The organism is Rhodococcus sp. B50, assembly GCF_013602415.1.
Lineage (GTDB): Bacteria > Actinomycetota > Actinomycetes > Mycobacteriales > Mycobacteriaceae > Rhodococcus.
On sequence record NZ_WPAG02000002.1, the window covers coordinates 2,047,088 to 2,070,423 of the forward strand.

Annotated in this window: 26 protein-coding genes; 14 read left to right on the forward strand and 12 right to left on the reverse strand. The window is 68.5% G+C overall.

The genetic code is table 11. The features are described from left to right. Positions 1 to 7 precede the first annotated feature (7 nt). Positions 8 to 676, forward strand: coding sequence for an HNH endonuclease family protein (locus GON09_RS09780; RefSeq protein WP_244866102.1), 669 nt, complete (start codon positions 8 to 10; stop codon positions 674 to 676). A gap of 4 nt (positions 677 to 680) precedes the next feature. Here GON09_RS09780 and GON09_RS09785 read toward each other — a convergent pair whose 3' ends face one another. After that, the gene (locus tag GON09_RS09785) at positions 681 to 1,463 is read right to left on the reverse strand and encodes an enoyl-CoA hydratase/isomerase family protein (RefSeq protein ID WP_213931622.1); all 783 of its coding nucleotides are present in this window, start codon (positions 1,461 to 1,463) and stop codon (positions 681 to 683) included. A 92-nt stretch (positions 1,464 to 1,555) separates the two neighbouring features. On the opposite strand from GON09_RS09785, the gene GON09_RS09790 reads away from it, so the two are divergent. Next, positions 1,556 to 2,374, forward strand: a complete 819-nt coding sequence (locus tag GON09_RS09790) for a shikimate 5-dehydrogenase (protein WP_213931623.1) — start codon at positions 1,556 to 1,558, stop codon at positions 2,372 to 2,374. Between the two features lie 30 nt (positions 2,375 to 2,404). On the opposite strand, the gene GON09_RS09795 is transcribed toward GON09_RS09790, so the two are convergent. Next, positions 2,405 to 3,259: a DUF5995 family protein gene (locus tag GON09_RS09795; protein WP_213931624.1), complete on the reverse strand. Its 855-nt coding sequence runs from the start codon at positions 3,257 to 3,259 to the stop codon at positions 2,405 to 2,407. Between the two features lie 141 nt (positions 3,260 to 3,400). Further along, on the reverse strand, positions 3,401 to 4,240 hold the full coding sequence (locus GON09_RS09800) for a sulfurtransferase (protein WP_213931625.1): 840 nt from the start codon (positions 4,238 to 4,240) through the stop codon (positions 3,401 to 3,403). A gap of 183 nt (positions 4,241 to 4,423) precedes the next feature. Between GON09_RS09800 and GON09_RS09805 the strand changes: the two genes are divergently transcribed. Next, a complete protein-coding gene (locus tag GON09_RS09805; protein WP_213931626.1) occupies positions 4,424 to 4,897 on the forward strand; it encodes an acyl-CoA thioesterase in 474 nt (157 codons plus the stop codon). 4 nt (positions 4,898 to 4,901) lie between these two features. Here the strand turns inward: GON09_RS09805 and GON09_RS09810 are convergent, their stop codons facing one another. Next, complete coding sequence (locus tag GON09_RS09810; RefSeq protein WP_213931627.1) at positions 4,902 to 5,390, reverse strand: Lrp/AsnC family transcriptional regulator; 489 nt, start codon at positions 5,388 to 5,390, stop codon at positions 4,902 to 4,904. Between the two features lie 166 nt (positions 5,391 to 5,556). Here GON09_RS09810 and pdhA point away from each other — a divergent pair, with 166 nt between their 5' ends. Genes pdhA through GON09_RS09825 form a run of 3 tightly spaced genes read left to right on the forward strand, consistent with a single transcriptional unit; the run spans position 5,557 to position 8,957 of the window. Beyond that, entirely contained in the window at positions 5,557 to 6,657 is a 1,101-nt protein-coding gene (pdhA, locus tag GON09_RS09815) for a pyruvate dehydrogenase (acetyl-transferring) E1 component subunit alpha (RefSeq protein ID WP_213931628.1), read from the forward strand. After that, positions 6,654 to 7,637 (forward strand): alpha-ketoacid dehydrogenase subunit beta, encoded by a 984-nt coding sequence (locus tag GON09_RS09820; protein WP_213931629.1) that lies wholly within the window; start codon positions 6,654 to 6,656, stop codon positions 7,635 to 7,637. Before pdhA ends, GON09_RS09820 begins: the two co-directional genes overlap by 4 nt. A 9-nt stretch (positions 7,638 to 7,646) precedes the next feature. Beyond that, positions 7,647 to 8,957 (forward strand): dihydrolipoamide acetyltransferase family protein, encoded by a 1,311-nt coding sequence (locus tag GON09_RS09825; RefSeq protein ID WP_213931630.1) that lies wholly within the window; start codon positions 7,647 to 7,649, stop codon positions 8,955 to 8,957. Between the two features lie 207 nt (positions 8,958 to 9,164). On the opposite strand, the gene GON09_RS09830 is transcribed toward GON09_RS09825, so the two are convergent. Genes GON09_RS09830 through GON09_RS09840 form a run of 3 tightly spaced genes read right to left on the reverse strand, consistent with a single transcriptional unit; the run spans position 9,165 to position 12,046 of the window. Then, positions 9,165 to 10,589, reverse strand: a complete 1,425-nt coding sequence (locus GON09_RS09830; protein ID WP_213931631.1) for an NAD(P)(+) transhydrogenase (Re/Si-specific) subunit beta — start codon at positions 10,587 to 10,589, stop codon at positions 9,165 to 9,167. Next, positions 10,589 to 10,918 carry an NAD(P) transhydrogenase subunit alpha gene (locus GON09_RS09835; RefSeq protein ID WP_006552916.1) on the reverse strand — a complete coding sequence of 110 codons (330 nt, stop codon included), beginning with the start codon at positions 10,916 to 10,918 and terminating at the stop codon, positions 10,589 to 10,591. The genes GON09_RS09830 and GON09_RS09835 overlap by 1 nt, the downstream gene beginning before the upstream one ends. Continuing rightward, complete coding sequence (locus GON09_RS09840) at positions 10,919 to 12,046, reverse strand: Re/Si-specific NAD(P)(+) transhydrogenase subunit alpha (protein ID WP_213931632.1); 1,128 nt, start codon at positions 12,044 to 12,046, stop codon at positions 10,919 to 10,921. A 437-nt stretch (positions 12,047 to 12,483) separates the two neighbouring features. On the opposite strand from GON09_RS09840, the gene GON09_RS09845 reads away from it, so the two are divergent. The 6 genes from GON09_RS09845 to GON09_RS09870 are packed head-to-tail and all read left to right on the forward strand — an operon-like array spanning position 12,484 to position 15,709. Then, positions 12,484 to 12,672, forward strand: coding sequence for a hypothetical protein (locus GON09_RS09845; protein WP_213931633.1), 189 nt, complete (start codon positions 12,484 to 12,486; stop codon positions 12,670 to 12,672). A 16-nt stretch (positions 12,673 to 12,688) separates the two neighbouring features. Then, positions 12,689 to 13,435: an SIR2 family NAD-dependent protein deacylase gene (locus GON09_RS09850; RefSeq protein ID WP_213931634.1), complete on the forward strand. Its 747-nt coding sequence runs from the start codon at positions 12,689 to 12,691 to the stop codon at positions 13,433 to 13,435. Between the two features lie 37 nt (positions 13,436 to 13,472). Then, complete coding sequence (locus tag GON09_RS09855; RefSeq protein WP_213931635.1) at positions 13,473 to 13,913, forward strand: HIT family protein; 441 nt, start codon at positions 13,473 to 13,475, stop codon at positions 13,911 to 13,913. Further along, entirely contained in the window at positions 13,910 to 14,764 is an 855-nt protein-coding gene (locus GON09_RS09860) for a maleylpyruvate isomerase family mycothiol-dependent enzyme (RefSeq protein ID WP_213931636.1), read from the forward strand. Before GON09_RS09855 ends, GON09_RS09860 begins: the two co-directional genes overlap by 4 nt. A gap of 4 nt (positions 14,765 to 14,768) precedes the next feature. Beyond that, a complete protein-coding gene (locus GON09_RS09865) occupies positions 14,769 to 15,422 on the forward strand; it encodes a Type 1 glutamine amidotransferase-like domain-containing protein (protein WP_213931637.1) in 654 nt (217 codons plus the stop codon). After that, positions 15,419 to 15,709: a GNAT family N-acetyltransferase gene (locus tag GON09_RS09870; protein WP_213931638.1), complete on the forward strand. Its 291-nt coding sequence runs from the start codon at positions 15,419 to 15,421 to the stop codon at positions 15,707 to 15,709. Before GON09_RS09865 ends, GON09_RS09870 begins: the two co-directional genes overlap by 4 nt. A 26-nt stretch (positions 15,710 to 15,735) precedes the next feature. Here the strand turns inward: GON09_RS09870 and GON09_RS09875 are convergent, their stop codons facing one another. Further along, a complete protein-coding gene (locus tag GON09_RS09875) occupies positions 15,736 to 17,274 on the reverse strand; it encodes a carboxylesterase/lipase family protein (protein WP_213931639.1) in 1,539 nt (512 codons plus the stop codon). A gap of 89 nt (positions 17,275 to 17,363) precedes the next feature. Further along, positions 17,364 to 17,762 carry a non-ribosomal peptide synthetase gene (locus tag GON09_RS09880; RefSeq protein WP_244865464.1) on the reverse strand — a complete coding sequence of 133 codons (399 nt, stop codon included), beginning with the start codon at positions 17,760 to 17,762 and terminating at the stop codon, positions 17,364 to 17,366. Between the two features lie 257 nt (positions 17,763 to 18,019). Between GON09_RS09880 and GON09_RS09885 the strand changes: the two genes are divergently transcribed. Then, positions 18,020 to 19,027: an alpha/beta hydrolase gene (locus GON09_RS09885; RefSeq protein WP_307854345.1), complete on the forward strand. Its 1,008-nt coding sequence runs from the start codon at positions 18,020 to 18,022 to the stop codon at positions 19,025 to 19,027. A gap of 24 nt (positions 19,028 to 19,051) precedes the next feature. Here the strand turns inward: GON09_RS09885 and GON09_RS09890 are convergent, their stop codons facing one another. Together GON09_RS09890 and GON09_RS09895 are read right to left on the reverse strand one after the other, a co-directional pair. Continuing rightward, entirely contained in the window at positions 19,052 to 19,390 is a 339-nt protein-coding gene (locus GON09_RS09890) for a 4Fe-4S dicluster domain-containing protein (RefSeq protein WP_213931641.1), read from the reverse strand. Continuing rightward, positions 19,387 to 21,009 (reverse strand): FAD-binding protein, encoded by a 1,623-nt coding sequence (locus GON09_RS09895; RefSeq protein ID WP_213931642.1) that lies wholly within the window; start codon positions 21,007 to 21,009, stop codon positions 19,387 to 19,389. Before GON09_RS09895 ends, GON09_RS09890 begins: the two co-directional genes overlap by 4 nt. A 348-nt stretch (positions 21,010 to 21,357) precedes the next feature. Here GON09_RS09895 and GON09_RS09900 point away from each other — a divergent pair, with 348 nt between their 5' ends. Then, positions 21,358 to 22,791, forward strand: coding sequence for a T3SS (YopN, CesT) and YbjN peptide-binding chaperone 1 (locus GON09_RS09900; RefSeq protein ID WP_213931643.1), 1,434 nt, complete (start codon positions 21,358 to 21,360; stop codon positions 22,789 to 22,791). A gap of 20 nt (positions 22,792 to 22,811) precedes the next feature. On the opposite strand, the gene GON09_RS09905 is transcribed toward GON09_RS09900, so the two are convergent. Continuing rightward, a complete protein-coding gene (locus GON09_RS09905; RefSeq protein WP_213931644.1) occupies positions 22,812 to 23,327 on the reverse strand; it encodes an O-acetyl-ADP-ribose deacetylase in 516 nt (171 codons plus the stop codon). Between the last annotated feature and the right edge of the window lie 9 nt (positions 23,328 to 23,336).

Sequence of the window (23,336 nt, forward strand, 5' to 3'; positions counted from 1 at the left end):
GGCCGTGATGATCGCGGTGGTGATGTCCTGGCTGTGGGATCGCACCGGACCGGGGTCCGGGACGGTTCCGGGCAGCCCCGTCCGAGCCGAGGTGCACGCGCTGCTGACGCAGGTGACGGTGGTCGAGGAGCGACCGAAGGTGCCCGGTTATCAGCGGGGATGCGGCCCCGGCGAACGATGTGTCTTCGGGTCGGCCTGGTCCGACGACCATCCCGGTGTCGGCGGGCACGACGGGTGCGACACCCGCAACAACGTCCTTGCCCGCGACCTCCTCTCGCCCACCTTCCGTGCCGGCAGCGACGACTGTGTCGTGATGTCCGGGACCCTGAACGATCCGTACACCGGGGCGCGAGTGGAGTTCCGGCGTGCCGAGGCGAACGCCGTGCACATCGACCACATCTATCCCCTCGCCGCAGCGTGGGACCTCGGTGCTGCCCGATGGCCCGCCGACCGCCGACGTCAGTTCGCGAACGACATCACCTACAACCTCGTCGCCGTCGACGGTCAGGCGAACCTCGACAAGCGCGACGGCACTCCGGCGCAGTGGTTACCGCCGGCACCGGGCTACCGATGCTGGTTCGCGGGGCGGTATCTGACCGTGGCGGTGCGCTACGCGTTGCCGATCACGGTCGACGACCACCGCGCCCTGGTGGGCGCGGCGGAGTTGTGCCCGTGAGGTCTCAGGCCGGGAGGTTGCGCGGAATCCAGTCGGGATCGCGCTTCTCCATGAACGCCCGCATCCCCTCGCGAGGCTCGGGTGAGGTCTCGAGCGCACCGAACATCGTCTGGTAGTCGAACTGCCCGTAGCGCTCGTTGAGCATGCGCTTGACCTGGGCACGGGCGATCGGGGCGGTGCGCAGAACCTGCCGTGCGGCTTCGAGGGCCGCCTCGCGCAACTGCTCGTGCGGGACGACGCGGGAGATGACACCGAGACGCTGCGCTTCGTTGGCGTCGAACACCCGCGCCGACAACAGCAGGTCGCGGGCGGCGGCGAGACCGACGTGCGCGGGAAGCGCCGCTGCGAAGGTCGCGTCGGGGATGCCGCGGAGGAGTTCGGGGACACGGAAGGTCGCGCGATCGCTGGCCACCGCGATGTCGGACATCATCGCGACCAGCAGTCCGCCGGCCTGGCAGATGCCGTTGACCGCGGAGATCACCGGGGCACGGCTGTCGCGGATGGTCAGGAACGGGACGACGTCCACCCCCGACAACCCCTCGGGCAGGTCGTCGCCGGGTTCGGCGCGACCACCGAGATCACCTCCGGGCGCAAAGACGTCGTCGACACCGGTGATGACGAGGGCCGCGAGGTCGGGATCGGAATTGACCAGTCGCACTGCCCGTTTGAGGCCGTAGTACATCGCCGGGGTGAACGCGTTGCGCGCCGCGGGCCGGTCGATGATGCACCAGCCGATCGCGCCTTCCCGCTCGAATCTCAGTCCACCTGCACCCAGATCGTCTCCCATACCTCGGACGGTATCGCATTCTCCACCGAGAGAACAGCATGCTCGATTACGGACATCGAGGTTTTCCTCCGGGTCGGGACTACGGTGAGGAAATGCTCGAGCGCATCTCCAAGGACACCCGGCTGTGCATCTCGATGTCCGGCCGCCCCAGCAACATCGGCACCCGGTTCCACAATCGTCTCTACGAGGAACTCGATCTCGACTTCGTCTACAAGGCGTTCGCGCCGGTGAACATCGAGGACGCGGTGGCAGGGATTCGTGGACTGGGCATTCGTGGAGCCGGTGTATCCATGCCGTTCAAGGAGGCAGTGCTGCCCCTCGTCGACGTGCTGCACGATTCCGCGCGGGCCATCGAGTCCGTGAACACGATCGTCAACGACGACGGGGTCCTGCACGCCTACAACACCGACTACCAGGCGGTGAGCGATCTGCTCGTCGAGCACGGTGTCGATTCCACCCTGCCGGTCACGGTCGTGGGTAGTGGCGGAATGGCGAAAGCGGTGACAGCGGCACTGCGCCACAACGGATTCACCGCCGGAACGATCGTCGCCCGCAACGAGGACACCGGACGGCCCCTCGCGCGCAAGTACGGCTACGAGTGGCGCGCCGACACGCGCGACGTCGCGCCCGGTCTGATCGTCAACGCCACTCCGATCGGCATGACCGGCGGGGCCGAATCGGGCGACCTACCCCTTCCCCATGATTTCGTCGCAGCGGCGTCCACGGTCTTCGACGTCGTCGCAGTCCCGCCGGACACCCCACTCGTCCGGTTGGCCCGCGAGCACGGCATCCCGGTGATCACGGGCGACGAGGTCATCGCGTTGCAGGCCGCGCTGCAGTTCGAGCTCTACACGGGTGTGACCCCGACGCGCGAGCAGGTGCGCCGCGCGTCGGAGTACTCCCGCTCCTGATCGGCCGGAGTCTCGAGGACGGCCTTGCCGTCAGACGATTCCACCCTGCTCGAGGCCGTCGAGCACGACCGTGGCCGCGTCGACCGCGACGTTCATCTCGACGCGGGTGATGTCGTGCGTGGCGGGGTTCTGCAGGCCGAAGTTGTTGACCCACGCGGCCGTTCGTGCCGACTGGAACATGAACGTGGTGGTCTCGGTGTCGCCCACGAGATCGCCGACGAACCAGCCGGTGAAGAACGGGCCGAGGTCGACACCGTAGACCGCGTCGAACTCGTCGGCGATCACCGGTGCGGCCTCGACGAGTGCTTCGCCGAAGGTGTAGAAGTCGCGCGTGTGCTCGGGCGTCGATCCGATGGTCACGAGCGCTTCCGGGAAGTCCATCACCAGGTGCGCGACGATTGCTCCGAGCAGCACCCGACCGGGGCTGCGATCGCACTGCTCGGTGAGCGCGAGGGCGTCAGCCCAGTGCGGTTGCGGCGACCCACCGGTCACGTACTCGTGCAGATTCGCCAGGTAGAGGCGCACCACTTCGACGGCGAGTGCCGAGGCCCACTCCGGATCGTCGTAGATGCCGGAGTCGAGCGTGGGGCCGGTGAGTTCGAGGATCTCGTCGAAGGCGAGGACGAAGGTGCCGCGATAGTCGTCGCTGCGCGTGAGGAGGTTGCACAGCTCGGCGATGCGGGTGCGGGCCTCGTCGAAGGTCTCGATTCCCGCCGGATCGGTCAGCGCGGCGATCTCGGCCCGGGGAACGGTGGACACGCAGTGAGACGGTGCCGGATCGGCCGGCACCGGCGCGGCGGCCGATACGGTCGGTGCGGCGAGCAGGGTCGCCAGGACTGCAGCGCCTACCGTGATCGCCGTACGGCCTCGGACGAAATGTTTCATTTGCGTTAATTTACCGGCCGTTTCTCCGGAATACTCCGAATGTCCCATCCACGGCCGGAGGTCCCGGCTCCGGCGTGCAGTTCTCGTCGACGATCTCGCGAATTGTCGACGAGAACTGCGCATCGGTCGGCGGATCGTCGGTCAGCCGCCGGTGGCGACCTCACGGGCCGGATCGGACGACCACTGCGACCACGAGCCCGGATACAGCGCGGCGTCGATACCCGCGATCGCGAGTGCGGCGATCTCGTGAGCGGCGTTGATGCCCGACCCGCAATACACGGCGACGTCGGTGCGTTTCACCCCCAGCTTCGAGAATCGGTGCACGAGTTGATCCGCGGGCAGGAACGAGCCGTCCTGCCGAAGGTTCTCGCCGGTCGGCGCGCTGACCGCACCGGGGATGTGGCCCGCGCGACGGTCCACCGGTTCCTCGTCACCGCTGTAGCGCGCATAGGCCCGCGCATCGAGCAGAACGCCGTGAGTAGAGAAGGTCGCGGCCTCGTCCGGGCCGATCGTCGGCATGTGACCGGGACTCAACGTCACGTTTCCCGGCTTCCGCTCCCCGCCCGGGCCCGCGGCGAGCGGGTGGCCGCCGGCGATCCACGCCTGCAGCCCGCCGTCGAGCAACCGCACCTCGGAATGCCCGGCCCAGCGCAACAACCACCACGCGCGGGCAGCGGCGAGATCACCGGTGTCGTCGTACGCGACGACGGGCGTTCCGTCGTCGATCCCCCACCGGCGCGCGGCCGCCTGGAAGCGATCGATGTCGGGCAGCGGATGGCGGCCGAACTCGGGTGCGGGCGGGCCGGCGAGTTCCTCGTCCAGGTCGACGTAGACCGCGCCGCTGATGTGACCTTCGTGGAATCGGTCCCGTCCGTGTGTGTCGCCGAGCGCCCAGCGGACGTCGAGTATCACCGGGGATCGGCCCTGCTCGATCATCTCGGCGAGCTCGACGGTGGTGATGAGAACGGCGGTATCGGACATGACCCGATCCTGACACGAACCGCACACCGCGTTCCGGCTTTGCGGCGACACGCCGTGCATGCTGCGACGACCCGTCGAGCGAACACGCGCTGTACACGCCCGATTCGGGGGTTTTGCGTCTCGGTTCGGAATTGGCGTGAAGGTTGGTCTGATTTGCCGTGCCGAGAGCACTATCGTCGAGACGTGAGCAACCGCCAACCGACGAGCCCAGCCGCCTTGCCTGAGCCGGAGCAGTTCCCGGTGTTGTGGCCCATGCAGACGCGTTGGGCCGACAACGACCATTACGGCCACGTCAACAACGTCACGTACTACTCGTACTTCGACTCGGCGGTCAACGGGTGGCTCATCTCCACCACCGGTGTCGACATCCGCGAACTCGACGCGATCGGGGTCGTGGCCGAGACCTCCTGCCGATATCTCGCCGAACTGTCCTTCCCCGACCGCCTGCAGGTCGGCTTGGCGGTCGAACGTCTGGGCACACAATCGATCACGTACTCGCTCGCAATCTTCCGGGAGGCCGACGACGCACTGATCCCCGCCGCGACCGGCCGTTTCGTCCACGTCTACGTCGATCCGCAGACGCGCCGCCCCGTCCCCATCCCCGACCAGATCCGCAAGGCCGCCGCTCAACTGGCCACCCCGAACGCCGGCCGGTAGCGGTCTAGTTCGCCTCGTCTTCGTTGCGTCCGGCGGCCCGGGCCAGCAGCGGAGCCGTGCGCTGCGGGACGAGTTCCTGCATGACCAGCGACATGTCCGTGCGCTCGACGCCGCGGATCTTCAGGATCCGGCCGGCCAGCCGATACAGGTCGTCGGCGTCGCGGGCGACCACCTTGACCGACAGGTCGATCTGCCCGGTCAACCCGTAGACCTCGGTGACCTCGGGGATGCGGCCGAGTTCGTCGACGACCTCGTCGAGGCGGTGCTGGTCGACTCGGGTGGCCACGTAGGCGGCGAGCGGATAGCCCAGGCTCACGGGATCGACCCGCCGCTCGAACGATGCGAGCACGCCCTCGGCTTCCCACCGGGCCAGGCGCGCCTGGACGGTGTTGCGCGACAACCCGAGACGCTGCGCCAACTCCACTCCCGTGGCCCGGGGCGTGCGTGCGAGTTCGAGCAGTAGACGCGCATCGGTCGCATCCAGACTGGTCATTCTTCGCAGTCTGCCAGCATTGGGCGTCGTTGAACCGTGCTTTCTGCACGGTTGCGACCAGATCGATTGCGCATACGCGACGCATCCGGATGATGTGAGGTACGGCACACATCATCCGTTCGTGCCTCACGAGGGCACGCCGGATCCGCACCGACGAGGTGATCCGATGGTTGTACCGACCGCCTATCCGGTCCAGTTGATCCAGCCCGACGGGCGACGCGTCCTCGACACCGAGTACGGCCCACTCGTCGCCGACATCGGCCCCGACGAACTGCGCGGGCTCTATCGCGACATGGTCGTCGCACGACGCCTCGACGCGGAGGCGACGGCCCTCCAACGGCAGGGTGAGCTCGGCCTCTGGGCACCGCTCCAGGGCCAGGAAGCCGCCCAGGTCGGTTCCGCCCGGGCACTCGCGCCCGACGACTACGTCTTCACCAGCTACCGCGAGCACGCTGTCGCGTGGTGTCGCGGCGTCGATCCCGCCGACATGACACGCCTGTGGCGCGGGTGCGGGCTGTCGGGGTGGGATCCGCAGTCGGTGGCCACCACCAATCCGGCGATCGTCGTCGGCGCCCAGGGCCTGCACGCCACCGGTTACGCGATGGGCGCGAAACTCGACGGAGCCGAGATCGCCACCGTCGTGTACTTCGGCGACGGTGCCACGAGCCAGGGCGACCTCTCGGAGGCCCTCGTGTTCTCCGTCAGCTGGGGTGTCGGCGTGGTGTTCATCTGCCAGAACAACCATTGGGCGATCAGCGTGCCCACCCACGTACAGAGTCCTGTCCCCCTCGCCCGGCGCGCCGCCGGGTTCGGGATGCCGGCCGTGCAGGTCGACGGCAACGACGTCCTCGCAGTCCTCGCGGTGACCCGCCGCGCCGTCCGCCATGCCCGCGACGGAGCCGGACCGTTCTTCGTCGAAGCTCTCACCTACCGCATGGGCCCGCACACGACCTCCGACGACCCCACCCGTTACCGCACACCCGCCGACCTCGAGGAGTGGAAGGCACGCGACCCCATCGATCGGTTGCGCCGGCTACTCGAACGCGAACGGCACGTCGACGAGAACTTCTTCGACGAGGTCCGGACGGTCGCCGACGAGGCCGCCATGCAGCTGCGGCGCGGCGCGCTCGCAATGCCCGACCCCGAACCCGCTGCACTGTTCGACCACGTCTATACGACGGAGCATCCGCTCATCGAACAGGAACGTGCCGACTACGCCCGGTATCTGGCGAGTTTCGGCCCCGCGGACGAGGAGGCACGACGATGACCACCACGACGATGACACTCGGCGGTGCCCTCAACGCCGGACTCCGCCGCGCGCTCGAGCACGATCCCAAGGTCGTCATCATGGGCGAGGACGTCGGCACCCTCGGCGGCGTCTTCCGCATCACCGACACCCTGCAGAAGGATTTCGGTGAGGGACGCGTGATCGACACGCCCCTCGCCGAATCCGGGATCGTGGGAACGGCATTCGGGATGGCGCTGCGCGGCTACCGGCCGGTGTGCGAGATCCAGTTCGACGGCTTCGTCTACCCCGCCTTCGATCAGATCGTCTCGCAGGTCGCGAAGATCCACTACCGCACGGCCGGGACCGTGGTGGCGCCGCTGACCGTCCGCATCCCCTACGGCGGCGGCATCGGTGCGGTCGAACACCATTCGGAGTCACCGGAGGTGTACTTCACCCACACCGCTGGTCTGCGGGTCGCGAGCCCGAGCACTCCGTCCGATGCGTACTGGATGATCCAGCAGGCCGTCGCCCTCGACGACCCGGTGATCTTCCTCGAGCCCAAGCACCGTTACTGGGAACGCGGGGAGGTCGACACGAGCACCGCACCCGACATCGCCCTCACCTCCGCGCGGGTCGTCCGGTACGGCACCGACGCGACGATCGTGACCTTCGGTGCGTTGGTCGCCACCGCGCTCCGTGCGGCGGAGATCGCGGAGGCGGAAGGACATTCGCTCGAGGTCGTCGATCTGAGGTCGCTGTCCCCCATCGACTTCGACACGATCGAGGCCTCGGTACGACGGACCGGCCGGCTCGTCGTCGTGCAGGAGGCGCCGGTCTTCTGCGGTATCGGCGCGGAGATCGCCGCCCGCACGAGCGAGCGGTGCTTCTATCAACTCGAGGCGCCGGTGCTGCGGGTCGGCGGATTCGATATCCCCTATCCCCCGGCCAAACTCGAATCCCATCACCGTCCCGATCCGGATCGCATCCTCGACGCGGTCGACCGCGCACTCGCGGCGTGAGGTGCACCGATGACGAATCCCACGCGCGTAGTACAGGAATTCCGGCTCCCGGATCTGGGTGAGGGACTCACCGAAGCGGACTGGGTGCGGTGGGCTGTCGAGGTCGGCGACCGGGTCGAGCTCAACCAGACCGTCGGGGAGGTCGAGACCGCCAAGGCCACGGTGGAACTGCCCTCACCGTATGCAGGCATCGTCACCGAATTGCTGGTCGAACCGGGTCGGACGGTTCCGGTCGGGGCACCATTGCTGCGGGTCGCCACGGAGGACGGACCCACCGAGGTGTCCGGCGGCGGCAGCCCGTCCCGTCCGTCGGTGCTGGTGGGTTACGGACCCGGCGATGCCCCGCAGAGCAGGCGCGCGGCCCGCCGGGCATCGGCCGGCACCGCTGGTGCCGACGATGCCGACCCACCACCCGCACGACCCGATGCGAAGCCCGGCGCGCGCAAACTCGCCGCCCTCCTCGAGGTCGACCTCGACACGGTGACAGGCACCGGGCGAGGTGGGGTCATCACACGTGACGACGTACGGCGCACCGCCGGTAAAGGCGAGGAACTTACCGCCGGCAAAGGCGAGCAATCCGCGGAGGCGCCTCCGCACGCACCCGATCCCACCGTCGAGCGGACCACGCGTATACCCATCGGAGGAGTCCGTAAGCGAACCGCGGCGGCCGTCTCACGTAGCGCTTTCACCGCGCCGCACGCCACGGTCTTCCTCACCTGCGACGCGACCGCCACCGTCGATCTCGTATCCGGACTGCGCGCGTCGCCGGCCTTCGAGGGTATCCGCCCGACCGCACTGAGCATCGTCTCGCGCGCACTGCTGAGGGCGATCGCCGACGAACCGTCGCTCAACGCGCGCTGGGACGACGACGCGGGCGAGATCGTCCTCCACCACGACGTGCACCTCGGGATCGCCACTGCGACCTCCGACGGCCTGAAGGTCCCCGTCGTCCGTGAGGCCCAGCGACTGTCGTTACCGCGATTGGCACGCTCGATCGCCGAGGCCGCCGACCGTGCGCGGACGGGTCGGTCCACGCCGGCCGAACTGACCGGTTCGACGGTCTCGGTGACGAACGTGGGGGTGTTCGGGGTGGATGCGGGAACACCGATCCTCAATCCCGGCGAGTCGGCGATTCTCGCCGTGGGGGCGATCTCCGACCGTCCGTGGGTGGTCGACGGCACCCTCGCGATCCGGAAGGTCGTCACGCTGTCGCTGTCGTTCGATCATCGACTCGTCGACGGCGAGCAGGCAGGACGGGCACTCGCGACGATCGGTGCGTTCCTCGCCGACCCGGTGCCGTCCTTGCTCGCCGGCATGTGAGAGCTGTGTGCCCTCGCCGGCGTGCATCCACGTGGTGGGTACGCAGCGGAACAGCGATACCGGCGACCGATCATGTCGGCCTTCACGGGTTGTTCTCCGCGGGCGGGATCGCTCGTCGCTGCGCGCCTCACCCCACTCTGACGCCGACGGCGCCCGCGCGGTGATCCGCGTGGGCGCCGTGACGGGGAACGACAGGTCCCGAAGGGCCTACAGGGCCTTCAGTTCCTCGGTGACCTCCGAGACCATCTTCTTCGCGTCACCGAACAGCATCGACGTGTTGTCGGCGGTGAACAGCGGGTTGTCGATACCGGCGTAACCGGAGCTCATCGAGCGCTTGAGCACGATGACCGACTTCGACTGGTCGACATTGAGGATCGGCATGCCGTAGATCGGGCTCGACGAGTCCTGGCGGGCCGCCGGGTTGGTGACGTCGTTCGCGCCGATCACGATGGTGACATCGGTGCGGCTGAACTCGCCGTTGATGTCGTCCATCTCCTTCATCGCGTCGTACTCGACATCGGCTTCGGCGAGCAGGACGTTCATGTGTCCGGGCATACGACCGGCGACCGGGTGGATCGCGTACTTGACCTCGACGCCGCGGTCCTCGAGCAGCGCCGCCATCTCCTTGACGGCGTGCTGGGCCTGGGCAACAGCCAAACCGTAGCCGGGCACGACGATGACCTGGTTGGCGTACGCCATCTGGATGGCGGCATCCGAAGCCGAGGTGGCCTTGACCGTGCCACCCGAGGCCGAGGCCACGCCGCCGGCTGCTTCGCTGCCACCGAAGGCGCCGAAGACGATCGCGGGGATCGACCGGTTCATGGCCTTGGCCATGAGGTTGGTCAGGATCGTGCCGGAGGCACCGACGATCATGCCCGCGACGATCATGGCCTGGTTGTTCAGCGCCAGGCCCGCAGCCGCAGCGGACAGACCGGTCAGTGCGTTGAGCAGCGAGATGACGACGGGCATGTCGGCGCCGCCGATCGGGAAGACCACGAACAGACCCATCAGACCGGCCACGACGAGCAGCAGCAGGATCCACCACGAGGCGAGCGGCTCACCGTCGGCGCTGATGCCGATGTAGACGGCGATCGCAATCGACGCGAGCACCAGCACGATGTTGGCCAGCTGGAACAGCTTCGCCGCCGCGACCAGCTTCTTCTCGAGATTCTTGTTCAGCAGTTCCTGCAGCTTCGCGAAGGCGACGAGCGAACCCCAGAACGAGATCGAACCGATGATCGCGGCGAACAGCGAACCGACGATCATGACCACGGTGGGTTGGTCGTCGAGCGTGGTGAAGCTGGTGGACTCGAGGTATTCGGCCCACGCGATGAGCGCGACGGTGCCACCACCGACGCCGTTGAACAGCGCGACCAGCTGCGGCATGGCCGTCATCTTGGTCTTCAGTGCCGGCGGGACGCCGAGGATGACGCCGACGGCCAGACCGCCGATGATCAGACCCCAGTTCTCCGTGTCGCGGATGTCGATGAGCACGGCGACGACGGCCAGGGCCATACCGGCCGCGGCGATGTAGTTGCCGCGCACGGCGGTCTTCGGGCCGGTCAGACCCGACAGACCGTAGATGAACATCGCGAAGGCGATGATGTACAGGACCGAGACGAGGTAACTCATCAGGCGTCAGCCCCCTTCTTCTGTGCAGCCGGGGAGTCCTTGCGCTGCTTGAACATCCCGAGCATGCGGTCGGTGACGACGAAGCCACCGACGACGTTCAGGGTGCCGAAGACCAGAGCGACGAACAGGATGATCTTGATGCCCCAGTGGGCATCGCCGGGGAGGTGACCGAGCACGACGAGTGCGCCGAGCACGACGATGCCGTGGATGGCGTTGGTGCCCGACATCAGCGGCGTGTGCAGCGTGTTCGGCACCTTGGAGATGACGGCGAAACCGACGAATCCGGCCAGGACCAGAATCGCGATGTTCGCGAGTAGTTCGTTGTACATCTAGGAGTTCTCCTTCGAACGCGTCACGCAGGCAGCCGCGAGAATCTCGTCCGAGAAGTCCGGGGCCAGGGCACCGGACTCGTCGAGCAGCAGCTCGATCAGCGCGTACACGTTCTTCGAGTAGAGCTCGGAGGCATGCTCCGGCATCGTCGCGGGCAGGTTGAGCGGCGAGCAGATGGTGACGTCGTGCTTGACGACCGTCTGCCCCGGCTCGGTGAGTTCGCAGTTGCCACCGGTCTCGCCGGCGAGGTCGACGATCACCGAACCCGGCTTCATCCCCTCGACCGCGGCGGCGGTCACCAGGCGCGGCGCGGGGCGGCCCGGCACGAGCGCGGTGGTGATGACGACGTCGAAGCCCTTGATGGCGTCTTCGAGCGCTTGCTGCTGCTGGGCCCGCTCGGCTTCGGTGAGCTCGCGTGCATAGCCGCCCTCACCGGCGGCGTCGATGCCGAGGTCGAGCCACTGGGCACCGACCGACCGGACCTGGTCGGCGACCTCGGGACGCACGTCGTAACCGGTGGTGCGGCCTCCGAGACGCTTCGCTGTGGCCAGCGCCTGCAGACCCGCGACACCCACACCGAGCACCAGCACGGTCGCCGGCTTCACGGTGCCGGCGGCGGTGGTGAGCATCGGGAAGAAGCGCGTGGATTCGCTCGCGGCCACCAGCACGGCCTTGTAACCGGCGACGTTCGCCTGCGACGACAGGGCATCCATGACCTGCGCGCGGGAGATACGCGGGATGGCCTCGACGGCGTACGCCTCGACACCGGCGCCGGTCAGGGCGCCGATCTGATTGTGGGCGTTGCGCGGGGCGAGGAAGCCGATCAGCCGCTGACCGGAGGTCAGGCGGGCGATCTCGGCGTCGCTCGGCGGGGCGACCTTGACCACGATGTCGGCGGACCAGGCATCACCGACGCTCGCGCCGGCTTCCTTGTACGCCGCATCCGGAATCAGCGCGCCCTGGCCGGCACCTGATTCGACGATCACGTCGAGACCCTTGCCGATCAGGGTGGGCACGATCTTCGGTACGAGCGCGACCCGCCGTTCCCCGTCGTTCGTCTCACGAACCACGCCGACGGTCGGACGGCGGTGCGCTCCGCTCCCCGTGTTCGATCCTTCGGTACTCAATTCTTGACTCCTGCGTCGATGAAAGTGCGCGTCGTGCCGCGGTCGGCGGCGAAAGATGCGTTATCGAAGGCCATGTGACGGCCTGTCATGCACTGAAAGGCTTAAGCAGACCTACCGTGACCTCCTGTGAGCCCGCAACCTGGTCGGATCATCTGAATCGAGTCCGAACAGCAAGATGATGAAAGTTTGTGAGGCAGCTCACCTCACAAATGCTATTTTCCTCCGGTGAGCAAGACCGGGGAGGACTATCGGACTCGACCCCCGGAACAGCTCCGGGAACGACCTCCGGAGCGAAAGGGCACCGATTGCAAAAAGATTCGTTCGCCGTGTACCGAACGGGGCTGTGTACCGATTCAGAACCCTTCGGAATCGATTCAGACATCCGATGGCCGGACATCGGCCTTGCGCTCGCGCGACAGGCAGTGTAAGGAGCGCGTATGAACCACGGACCCGGGACGAACCCTGCGAACGGGACCACCGACGACCGCACCACCGACGACACGGGCGGCGACCCGGTCTGCTGGCTCCACCTCCTGTGCCCCGACTGTGGAGCGATGCTCACCTCCGACGAGCCGTGCCCGCGGTGCAGCGGAGAGCACCCCGATCCCGGTCCTGCCCCCACCTGAGCCTTAGCCTGAGCCGATGAACGTGCCGGACTCCGTCCTCGACCTCGCCCGTTCGGCCCGCCGCGTCGCCGTCCTGACCGGCGCCGGGATGTCCGCCGAGAGCGGTGTCCCCACCTTCCGCGATGCGCAGACCGGACTGTGGGAGAACTTCGACGCGACCGCCCTCGCCACACCGGAGGCCTGGGCGGACGATCCTGCGACGGTCTGGGCCTGGTACCAGTGGCGGGTCGCGCTCGTCCGGCGCGTGGAACCCAACGCCGGACACCGCGCCCTCGCCGACTGGGCACACTCCGCCCGCGTGCGGATCGTGACGCAGAATGTCGACGACCTCCACGAACGGGCCGGGAGCCGCGACGTCACCCATCTGCACGGGAGCCTGTTCGCCCCACGGTGCAGCCGGTGCGAGCGCGCCGTCGATCTTCCCGATCCCCCGGAGGACCCCGTCGCCCGCCTCGACCCGCCGGCGTGCCCTGTGTGTGGCGGTGACGGGCGGCCCGGCGTGGTGTGGTTCGGCGAGATGCTGCCGCAGGAACCGTGGGAGACCGCGACCGAGTCTCTGCGCGACGCCGATCTGCTCCTGGTCATCGGCACGTCGGGAGTCGTCTATCCCGCTGCCGGCCTGCCGTCGCTCGCGCGCAGCCACGGCGTGCCGGTGGTGGAGATCGATCCGCGCGAGACCGATCTCAGCGATCAGGCCGACCACACGTGGCGGACGACGGCAGCGGTGGGACTCCCGGCCCTCGTCGACGCACTGAAGATCTGAGAACGACCGACCTCGGGTACCGCGTTAAGGTGACCCGGTGAGTTCCTGTGTGTTCTGCGCCATAGCCGACGGCGGCGGTCCGGCAGCACGGGTGTACGAGGACGACGAGGTCGTGGCTTTCCTCGACATCCGGCCGATCGCGCGCGGGCACACTCTCGTGGTCCCGCGCGTGCATGCGGCGCGTCTCGAGGACCTCGATCCGGCGTCGGGTGCGGCCGTCTTCCGCGCCGGACAGCGGATCGCCCGGGCCATGGCCCGTTCCGAACTCGCCACCGACGGAACCAATCTCGTCCTGAACGACGGGCGAGCAGCTTTCCAGACCGTCTCTCACACGCATCTGCACGTGCTGCCCCGCTGGGACGGCGACCGTGTCCGGATGGGTATCGGTCTGGTCCGCCGTCGACCCCACGACCCCGAGGCCACCGCGGCACTCATCCGCGCCGGTCTCGACCGTCTCACAGCCGAGGAGCATCAGTGACATCGCAGCCCGACACCTCCCCCGACGCCTCCGCTGCCGAATTCCCGATCGACACGATCCGCCCCCTCCTGCTCGAGCAGTTCGCCACCATCGACGAACTGCTCTCGGGACTGACCGAGGACGAGTGGAACATCGCCACCTGCCTGCCGGGATGGACGGTCAAGGACATCACCGCACATCTCATCGGCACCGAGTCGATGCTCGCGGGCATCGAGGCTCCGCGGGTCGAACGCGACGTGCGCTCACTCCCCCACGTACGCAACGACATCGCGGCCTTCAACGAACTCTGGGTGGAGTCGCTGCGTCCCGTCCCCGGCGCGGACGTGCTCGGGCGCTATCGGGAGATCGTCGCCCGTCGCACGGACCAGCTCGGCGCGATGACCCAGGAGGACTTCGGAAAGCAGTCGAACACTCCCGTCGGGCCCGCGCCGTACGGTCGCTTCATGCGGATCCGCGTGTTCGACTGTTGGCTCCACGAACTCGACATCTGCGATGCGCTCGGCAAGGCGAGCGGTGAAGGTGGCCCGCGGGCCGAACTCGGGGCGGCAGAGATCTTCGGCGCGGTTCCGTTCATCGTGGGCAAGCGTGGCAAGGCCCCGGAGGGAGCGCGGATCACGATCGAGCTGTCCGGTCCCCTCGCGCGTACCGTCCACATCGAGGTGCACGGCCGGGCAGCCGAGGTTCCGGCCCTGTCGGAGCCGGCCACGACGACGATCGCGATGGACTCGGGACTGTTCGTACGTCTCGCCGGTGGACGCGTGCGGGCGCAGGACCGGATCGACGAGATCTCCCTCGGCGGCGACGTCGAGGTCGGACGCCGAATCGTCGACAACCTCGCGTTCACGATCTGACGTCGTGCGACTGTTCTTGTCCTCCTACCGCTTCGGTAGCGATCCCGCGCCGTTCGTCCGGCTGGTGGGCGAACCCGGGCGCATCGCGGTCATCGCGAACGCCGCCGACGCGTGGCCGTCCACGGCCCGGGCGGCTGCGGTCACGAGCGAGATGGGCCCCTTGCGCTCACTCGGTTTCACGCCGGAGGAAGTGGATCTGCGCGATCACCTCGACGACCCCGACTCGCTGGGGGAACGTCTCGCGGGTTTCCCCGCGGTGTGGGTACGCGGCGGCAACACCTTCGTGTTGCGCGCCCAGCTCGCGCGCAGTCGCGGCGACGACGTGCTCACCGATCTGGTGCGCGACAACCGGCTGGTGTACGGCGGGTACAGCGCCGGGGCCTGTGTCGCGACGCCGTCGCTGCGCGGCATCGAGTTCTCCGACGATCCCGGTGAGGTCGCCTCGGCCTGCGGAATCCCGGTGGTGTGGGACGGGCTCGGCTGGGTCGACCACGCGATCGTGCCGCACGCCGGAGACTCGGCCCTCGCCGACGAGGGAATCCGACAGTGCCTGGGCTACCTGCGCGAGCACGGAATCGAGCATGTGGCACTGACCGACGACGACGCGATCGTCGTCGACACTCCTCCCGGGCAGACCCCGAGTACGGTGACATCATGACGCAGAACATCGACGGCACCGAACTCCGGATCGAGCACGACGCCGAGAAGTCCCGGTTCGCGCTCTATCTCGGCGACGACCTCGCGGCCTACGCCGACTACACGCAGCACGGCGACCTGCGGGACTTCGACCACACCGTCACCGACCCGCAGTTCCGCGGCCGCGGGCTCGCCGGAATCGTGGTGAAGCACGCCCTCGACGAGACCGAGAAGCAGGGACTGAAGATCGGTACGTCCTGCTCGTACGTCGAGAAGTTCGTCTCCGAACATCCCGAATACCGCAACTGAGCTGGGGTCCTCCCGAGCTGGGGTCCTCAGGTGAAGGCCATCACCTCGGTACCCCAGATCCGGCGCATCTCGCCGTCGGGATCCGACTCGACCCCGTCCAGGGAGTCGATGAGCAGTGTCGAGCGTTCCTCCACCTCGTACTGCGGCCAATGCTTCGAGCCGTCCAGCGCCGCAGGCACGCCGTGATGAGCGAACGCCCACCAGCGTCGCTGCACACGTCCGGAGACCTCACCGGCAGCCCTGCGACCGCCGAGCCAGAAAGTCGGATCCCGACCGAGCGTGCCGAAATTTCCGAATACATACGGCAATTCGGTCGCATGACCGGCGCCGATCCGGGCGGCCTTGAGCATCGGAGTGGCGTGGTCGAAGCGGTACACCCAGGTCGGCGAGTGCGCGCTGTGACCTTCGGCAACCCAGAGCACCGGCATGCGGAAACCGGCATCACGCGAGAGCGCCATCGCCCCGGCAGGCTTGGGTAGATCGGGATACGCCGCGACGATCTCGGCGAGACGCTCGGGAGGCAGATCCGTCCGATCGTCGGCCAGGGCCGCGAACATCGCCTGCACGGCCGAATCGTTCACGGGCATCAACGGCGACTTCATGAAGCGGAAGATCGACGGCTCATCCTTGTTCGAGCCGATGATCAGCGGGATCCGGTGCGACAGCCCCTTCTGAAACGCCGCGACCGGATATTTCGGCACCAGATCACGGTCGACGACAGGAGTCATGGCGAGTGTGCCCGGCACCTTCGTCGGAGTCTCGGCGACGAGCATCTCCGAGGCCTCGACCAACCTGTCGGCCGGCATGGTGAGCAGTTCGGCGGCCCGGGACGGCGGTACGTCGAGGATCTCGAGGAAGCGCGCGGCGACCGTCGCGGCACGTTCGCGGCCGTACACCGACGTCGCGGGTGGCGACTGGGCGATCGCGCGGTGGAAGAGACCGTCGGCCCGCGGGACGGTCATGAGCGTGGTGATCGACCCGGCACCCGACGATTCTCCGAAGAGTGTCACGCAGTCCGGGTCGCCACCGAAGTCGGCGATGCAGTCGCGCACCCATTCGAGGGCGGCGATCTGGTCGCGGAGACCGACATTGGATTCGAAGCCGGCCTCAGGGGTGGAGAACGACGACAGATCGAGGAAGCCGAGCGCACCGAGCCGGTAGTTGATGGTCACTACCACCACATCGCCGCTCTCGCACAGCATTCGGCTGTCGTAGATCTTCTGCCCGGAGTATCCGATCACGTAGGCGCCACCGTGTATCCACACCATGACGGGGCGTCGGCGCCCGTCCGGCGGTGGGGCCCAGATGTTGAGCGAGAGACAATCCTCGCTCAACGTCATCTCGGGATCGATTCCGATCGGGCTCTGCCGGCTCTGCGGAGCGATGGGTCCGTACCGCGCGCCGTCGAGGACTCCGTCCCACGGTTCGGGCGGCAGAGGTGACCGGAACCGCCGAGGTCCGGTCGGGGCCGCGTACGGGATGCCCTTCCAGACGTAGACCTCTCCGTCGCGATATCCGCGGACCTCGCCGTACTTACAGGCGACGGTGAGTGTGTCGTCCTCCACGGGACCTCCCACCCGAACCGGCACTGCGGCGCAGCACCGATCTCTTCGTTCGTCGACCTACCAATGATGATGGATGGTGGGGCGGTCCGTCAGCCCGCTGCGGAGAGCGGTTCGGGTGCCACGCAGTCGACGAGATCGATCACGAGAGCGTCGAGCACATCGCGCAGGTCGCCGCGCGCCGTGTCGGCCAGTGCCGGGAAGACGGTCGCGAGCGCGATCGGCACGAGCGACGCCCGCCCCAACAGGATTCCCATGGCCGCATCGAGCTTCACGACCTCGCCGTGCAGTCGGGCGTAGGTGGTGGTGCCCGCGCCGTGTGTCACCGCGATCCGGTCGGGTTGGCATGCCGCGGCGTCCGCCACCAGCCGGGGCAGATCTTCCGCGGTGATCTCCTCGGCACTCATGCCTGCAACGTCGAATTTACGCAACATCTCGCCTTCGCTCGTCCCCCAGAGCGGCGCCGGGCCGCGCGCCGCACGTCGAAACATACAGTCAGTGTGGCCCGAAAAGTACGGAATGTGTAGAAGGTCCGGAAAACTTTTTGCACCGCCGGTACCTGACCGAAGGTACATCGCCGAGAACCCGCCTTCACCCGGAATCATCACCCTGAGATCAGGACCACAACGATTGCTCCAGGGACCCTCGCGACCTGGATGAACGGGCGTATCCTCGTAAATCCGGAGTCCGTGCAGCCACCCCGACCGGGTCCGACCACGACTCCGCACAGACCGAGGAGGTGCCGGTCGTGAGCGTCGCCCGCGCCGAGTTGCTCCCTCTGCCCGCGCATCGCGCGACCACGCGCGAGTTCGCGGGTGTGAGCACACAGTCCCGTGCCCTGTCCTTCTCCGTGCGCCGCACCGTGCGGCCCATCATCGAGGCGTGGTCGTATGCCCCGGTCCTCACCTGGCCGGCGACCATGATCGACCGCCTCGCGTTCCCGCTCGTGCCGGTGCCCGGCACGCAACGCCGGCACGTCGATCTCCCGACGTGTCCCGCGGAACTGGTGTGGGCGCCGGGCACCGCGACCCCGGTCGGTCGCGGCGGCCTGCACGGCACCGCAATCCTGTACCTGCACGGCGGTGCGTTCCTGTGTTGCGGTCTCTCCACGCACCGCCATCTGGTCTCGCGCATCTCCGCCGCCACCGGGGCACCCGCCCTGGCGGTCGGTTACCGCATGCTGCCCCGCCATCCGATCCGCCGTGCAGTCGAGGACGGACTCGACGGGTTGCGCTGGCTGGTGGCGCACGGCTGTCCGGCCGAGCGTGTCGTGATCGCCGGGGACTCCGCGGGGGGTTTCCTCACCTTCGCCGTCGCCCACGAGGCCGTGCGGCTCGGCATCGGCCGTCCGGCCGGCACCGTCGCACTGTCACCCCTCACCGATCTCGATCCGCAGGGCAAGCTGGACCATCCCAACTCCCACCGGTGCGCCGTCTTCCCGCGACGCGCGGTCGGGGTGCTGTCCACCCTTGTCGAACGCGCCGAGCGCCTGGGCGACGAAGGTGCCGAGCCGGTCGCCTCCCCTGTCGACCTCGACCTGTCGGAGATGCCCCCGGCGCTCATCCAGACCGGATCCGAGGAGATGACCTATGTCGACGCCGAGCTGATGGCCCGGCGTCTGCAGCTCGCCGGTGTGGCCGCCGAGCTCCAGGTGTGGGAGAAACAGGTACACGTCTTCCAGGCAGCGGCGGGGGTTGTGCCCGAGAGCGGACGTGCGATCGCCGAGATCGGCCGCTTCGTCCGTGAGCTACGGTGAACCGTTCTCTCGGCCGCCTTTTCCTCAGGCCCGTCCGGTGAACAGGTCGTTGCGGTCCTCCCGTGCCCCCGCGCGTCTCCCTTTGCCCCATCCGACGACGGCCCTATACCGTCCGAGCTCGCCGGAGGACGTGAGCGCATCGACGTCGCGGTGTGGTGAATTCTCCTCCACTGCGGTCGAATACGGAGCCACGTAGAGAGCGTCGACGGGACAGTTGACCTCACACATGAAGCAGGTCTGGCAGTCCTCCTGATGAGCGACGACGGGAAGCCCGCCGGGTCCTCGATCGAAGACGTCGGTCGGGCACACCGTGATGCAGATGTCGCACGAGATGCACCGGTCGGCGACGATCACCTCGATCATCGGTTCGCTCCTCGTCGCGCGGACACGCCGTCGACACGGCCCGCAGGGCCACCATCGGCACGGCCCGCAGGGCCACCTTCGGCACGGACGTCCACCCGGGCCAGACTGCTCGTCACCAGACGGTGCCGGAGGCCGGGGTCGGTATCCGGGTGATCGGTGCGCACGTGCATGCCCCTCGTCTCCGTACGCGCGAGGGCTGCGTGGCTCACCAATCGGGCCACGGCGAGAAGCGCGGCACCGGACCGGGCCCGCACCAGTTCGCGCCCCCGGCCGCCGAGCACCACCGGTGCCACGGTCCACGCGTCGTCGAGTGCGGCGATGCTGTCCTGGAGACTCCGTGCCGTCCGACGGAAACTACGCCCGAGCGGCAGCGTGTGCTCCTGGACCAGACCGATGATCGACCGGGTGGCGGTTCGATCCGGGTCCCCCTCGAGGCCCACCCCACCTATCGGTCGCGCGGCGTCGGGGACACCGCGTTGCCGGGCGAACCGCGCGGCGGCCGCCCCCGACCACGAACCCGACGACATCGCCCAGGCCCCGTTGTGGCTGCCACCGCCGCTGCGTCCACCGGTGATCAGCTCGCGCGTGGCGACGTCGCCGGCGGCGAACAGACCCGGCACCGACGTGCCGCAATCGGTACCGGTGATCCGCAGGCCACCGGTACCGCGCACGGTTCCCTCGAGCACCGCGCGGACCGGGTACATCTCGGTGAACTGGTCGATCCCCGCTTTGTCCAGGGGCAGGAAGTAGTTGGGTTGGGAGCGGCGCATCAGGTCGCGGTGGTCGGGATGCGCCCGGTCGAGCCGGGCGTGGACCGGGACGCCGTCGAGCAGGTACCGCATGGCGGTCGCGCGGTCGTCCCCGAGCCGCGCACCCTGATCGTCGTAGAACGTCGCGAACTGCATGAACAGACCCTTCGTATGCCCACTCCAGGACGGTGCGAGCGCGTAGGCCGACGAGAACTCCATGCCGGAGAACTCGGCACCGGCCTCGGCGGCCATCAGATGGCCGTCTCCCGTATCGACGTCGGTACCGAAGCTGCCGGAGAGGAAGGCGCATCCTCCGGTGGCCAGTACGACGGCGCCGGCACGCACCGTCCACGGCTCGTATCCCTGCCGGCGGTGGACCCCGGTCGCGCCGGCCACCACCCCGTCGGTGTCGATGAGCAACTGCAGGGCCGGCGACTGGTCCAGGATGCACACCCCGGCGCGGTGGACCATGCGGCGCATCCGCCGCATGTACTCGGGCCCTTGCAGGCTGCCGCCCCGGCGCCGTCCGGTCTCCGGATCCACGCCGAAGGGATAGCGCCCGTTCACGGCCAGGTCGTCGACACGCCGATAGGTCTCGTCGAGCACCCGGTGCATCCAGGCGGGTTCGGAGAGCAGTCCCCCTTCGACGTGCCGGCGGTCGACGGCCGCGGCGCGCTCGGGTCCGGGCGGCAGGTACCAGAGGTTGTTGCCGCCGGACGCGGTCGGGCCGCTCGTCCCGCAGTAGCCCTTGTCGGCGAGGACCACGCGACTGCCGGCTCGGGCGGCCGCCAGCGCCGCCCACGTACCGGCCGGTCCCCCACCGAGCACGAGGACGTCGGCGTCGATCTCCGTCCCATCGGTACCACTCATATCGAGACTCGGATCGCGTAGTCCGCCACCGCATCCGAAGTGCATAGGGGCACGCCGATCGGGGCAGCGTCCCGAGCGGACGGATCCGCCGGCCGGACTCCGGAGAGACGGGCCGGCAGTGTCCGCACGAGACGGGTGAGGGCGTCGATCATGCGTCGATGGTCGACCACCATCGGACGGACCGACACGGTTTCGCTCGCCGGGATCGGAACACTCCGGCGGGCCGTAGCCGGCCGAGAACCCTGTGCTCCGGCGAGCCGTCGCCCTGCGACCGAGTGGAGGAAGGGCTGTCGGTGTCGGCGACTAGTCTTTCTCTCGGCTCGACCGCACAGAGAAGGGGGTCCGATCATGGCCGACGCGCAGACCCGGTTCGACCAGGACGTCGATGCGGCCTGGCGCGAGTTCCGCACGCGCCTGGCCGACCATGTCGCGGCCATGAGCGACGGCGACGGCCTCGTTCTCGAACCCTTCACCGACGAGGCCGGCGGTCCGGCCGGTCCGTGCGTGCAGTTCTACGCGTGGGGAGATCGGCTCGTCCGCTGCGAGGTGCCGTCCAACGCTCACCTCGCGCCCGACCGGCATCTCACGCCGGTCGACGAGCAGATGCTCCTCGAACTCGGGCTACAGGCACCCTCCCGCGGACCGGACGATCCGGAGGACGGCGGATCCCCGGCGTTCTGGATCGACCGGCCGGGTGGCTGGGCGGATCAGCTCGCCGTGATCGCCGTGCGTGCCCTGCGCTCGGTGTGGGGGGTTCCCCATCCCCTCTTCCTGCGGGCCGAGACGTTCGGGACGGAACGCTCTGTCGCCGACCTCACGTCGTTCCTCGTGCCCGAGACACCGCCCGCGGGTCGCACACAGGCTGCGCAGGTACCGCTCGCGGTCGTGCCCACCGGAGACGACCACGTGCGCGAACTGATCGAATCCACCCTGCACGAGCGGATCGACGATCTTCCCGCCTGGGACGAGGACGGCGATCTCGTCCTGCAGGTCGGCGGGGTGCTGGTCTTCGTCGGTGTCGGCCCGGGCGGCGGCACCGTCGACCTGTTCGCCCCGATCGTCCATTCCATCACCGGACGCACGCGGGCCGCCGAAATCTGCACCGACCTCAACCGTCGGTGGCCGCACCTGAAGTTCGTACTGGTCGACGATCGTCTCGCGATCGTCGACCACGTTCCCGCCGCGCCGTTCGCACCGGCGCATCTGCTCGGCTCGCTCGAGACGATCACGCAGTTCCTCGACACCGTCGACGGTTCGTTCGCCGCCCATATCGGCGGCGCGTTGCTGCGCGACCAGGGATTCGACGCAGCACAGGCGGGCGCGGACGAGCCGCCCTGGGGCGATGTCTCGCAGTTGCCCGACGCCGAGGACGATCTGCCGGTGGCTCTACTCGCGGTGCGCGACTTCCATCTCGACGGTGCCACCGATGTCGGAGCGAGCACCGTCGCGGCGATCGGCGATCGCGATCCCGAACAGCTGCGGCGGTTCCTCACCATCAGTACCGAACTGCAGGTCTGGTGGGACGGCGAGTCGCACACCCGCGAAGCGGCGCTCAACACCGACGGCGCTCGCGAGGCCCGGGCGCGTGCCCTCGAATGGGAGGCGACGAGCCGTTCGCTCGCCGAGGCCCTGCAGTTCCTCGAGCAGGGCGACGGCCCCGACACGGCCGGCCGGCAAGCGTCGAAGTCGGGTTCCGGCCGCGAGACGGCGCCCGAGCAGCCCGCCCTGTTCGACAATCCCGACGAACCGACCCTCTTCGACGGTTTCGGCGACTACGCCTGAACGGACTACGCCTGGCCCGACTACGACCGGGAGAGGGCGCGACGGAGCGCATCGACGGCGGTCGAGTCGAAACCGACGAACACGACGGTCTCCACGGCGGTCTGCGTCTCCCGGATCGTCGTGACGGCCTGACGGGCGGCGTCGTCGAGCGGCCAGCCGTAGATACCGGCCGAGACGAGCGGGAACGACACCGTACGGGCACCGAGGTCGTGCGCCACGAGCAGGCTGTTGCGGTAGGCCGAGCGCAGTATCCCGGATCGATCCTCGTGCGCCGACCACACGGGGCCGACGGTATGGATCACCCACCGCGCCGGGAGGCGGCCCGCCGGAGTTGCCACCGCGCGGCCCGGTTCGAGCCCGTCGGGTAGCGAGGTCGCGCGAAGTTCGCGGCAGGCCGCGAGGATCTCCGGGCCGCCGGCCCGGTGGATCGCACCGTCCACTCCACCGCCTCCGAGCAGGGCGGAGTTCGCGGCGTTGACGATCGCATCCACCGCGATGGTGGTGATGTCGCCGTGCGCGATATCGAGAACGGTCACCCTGTCGAC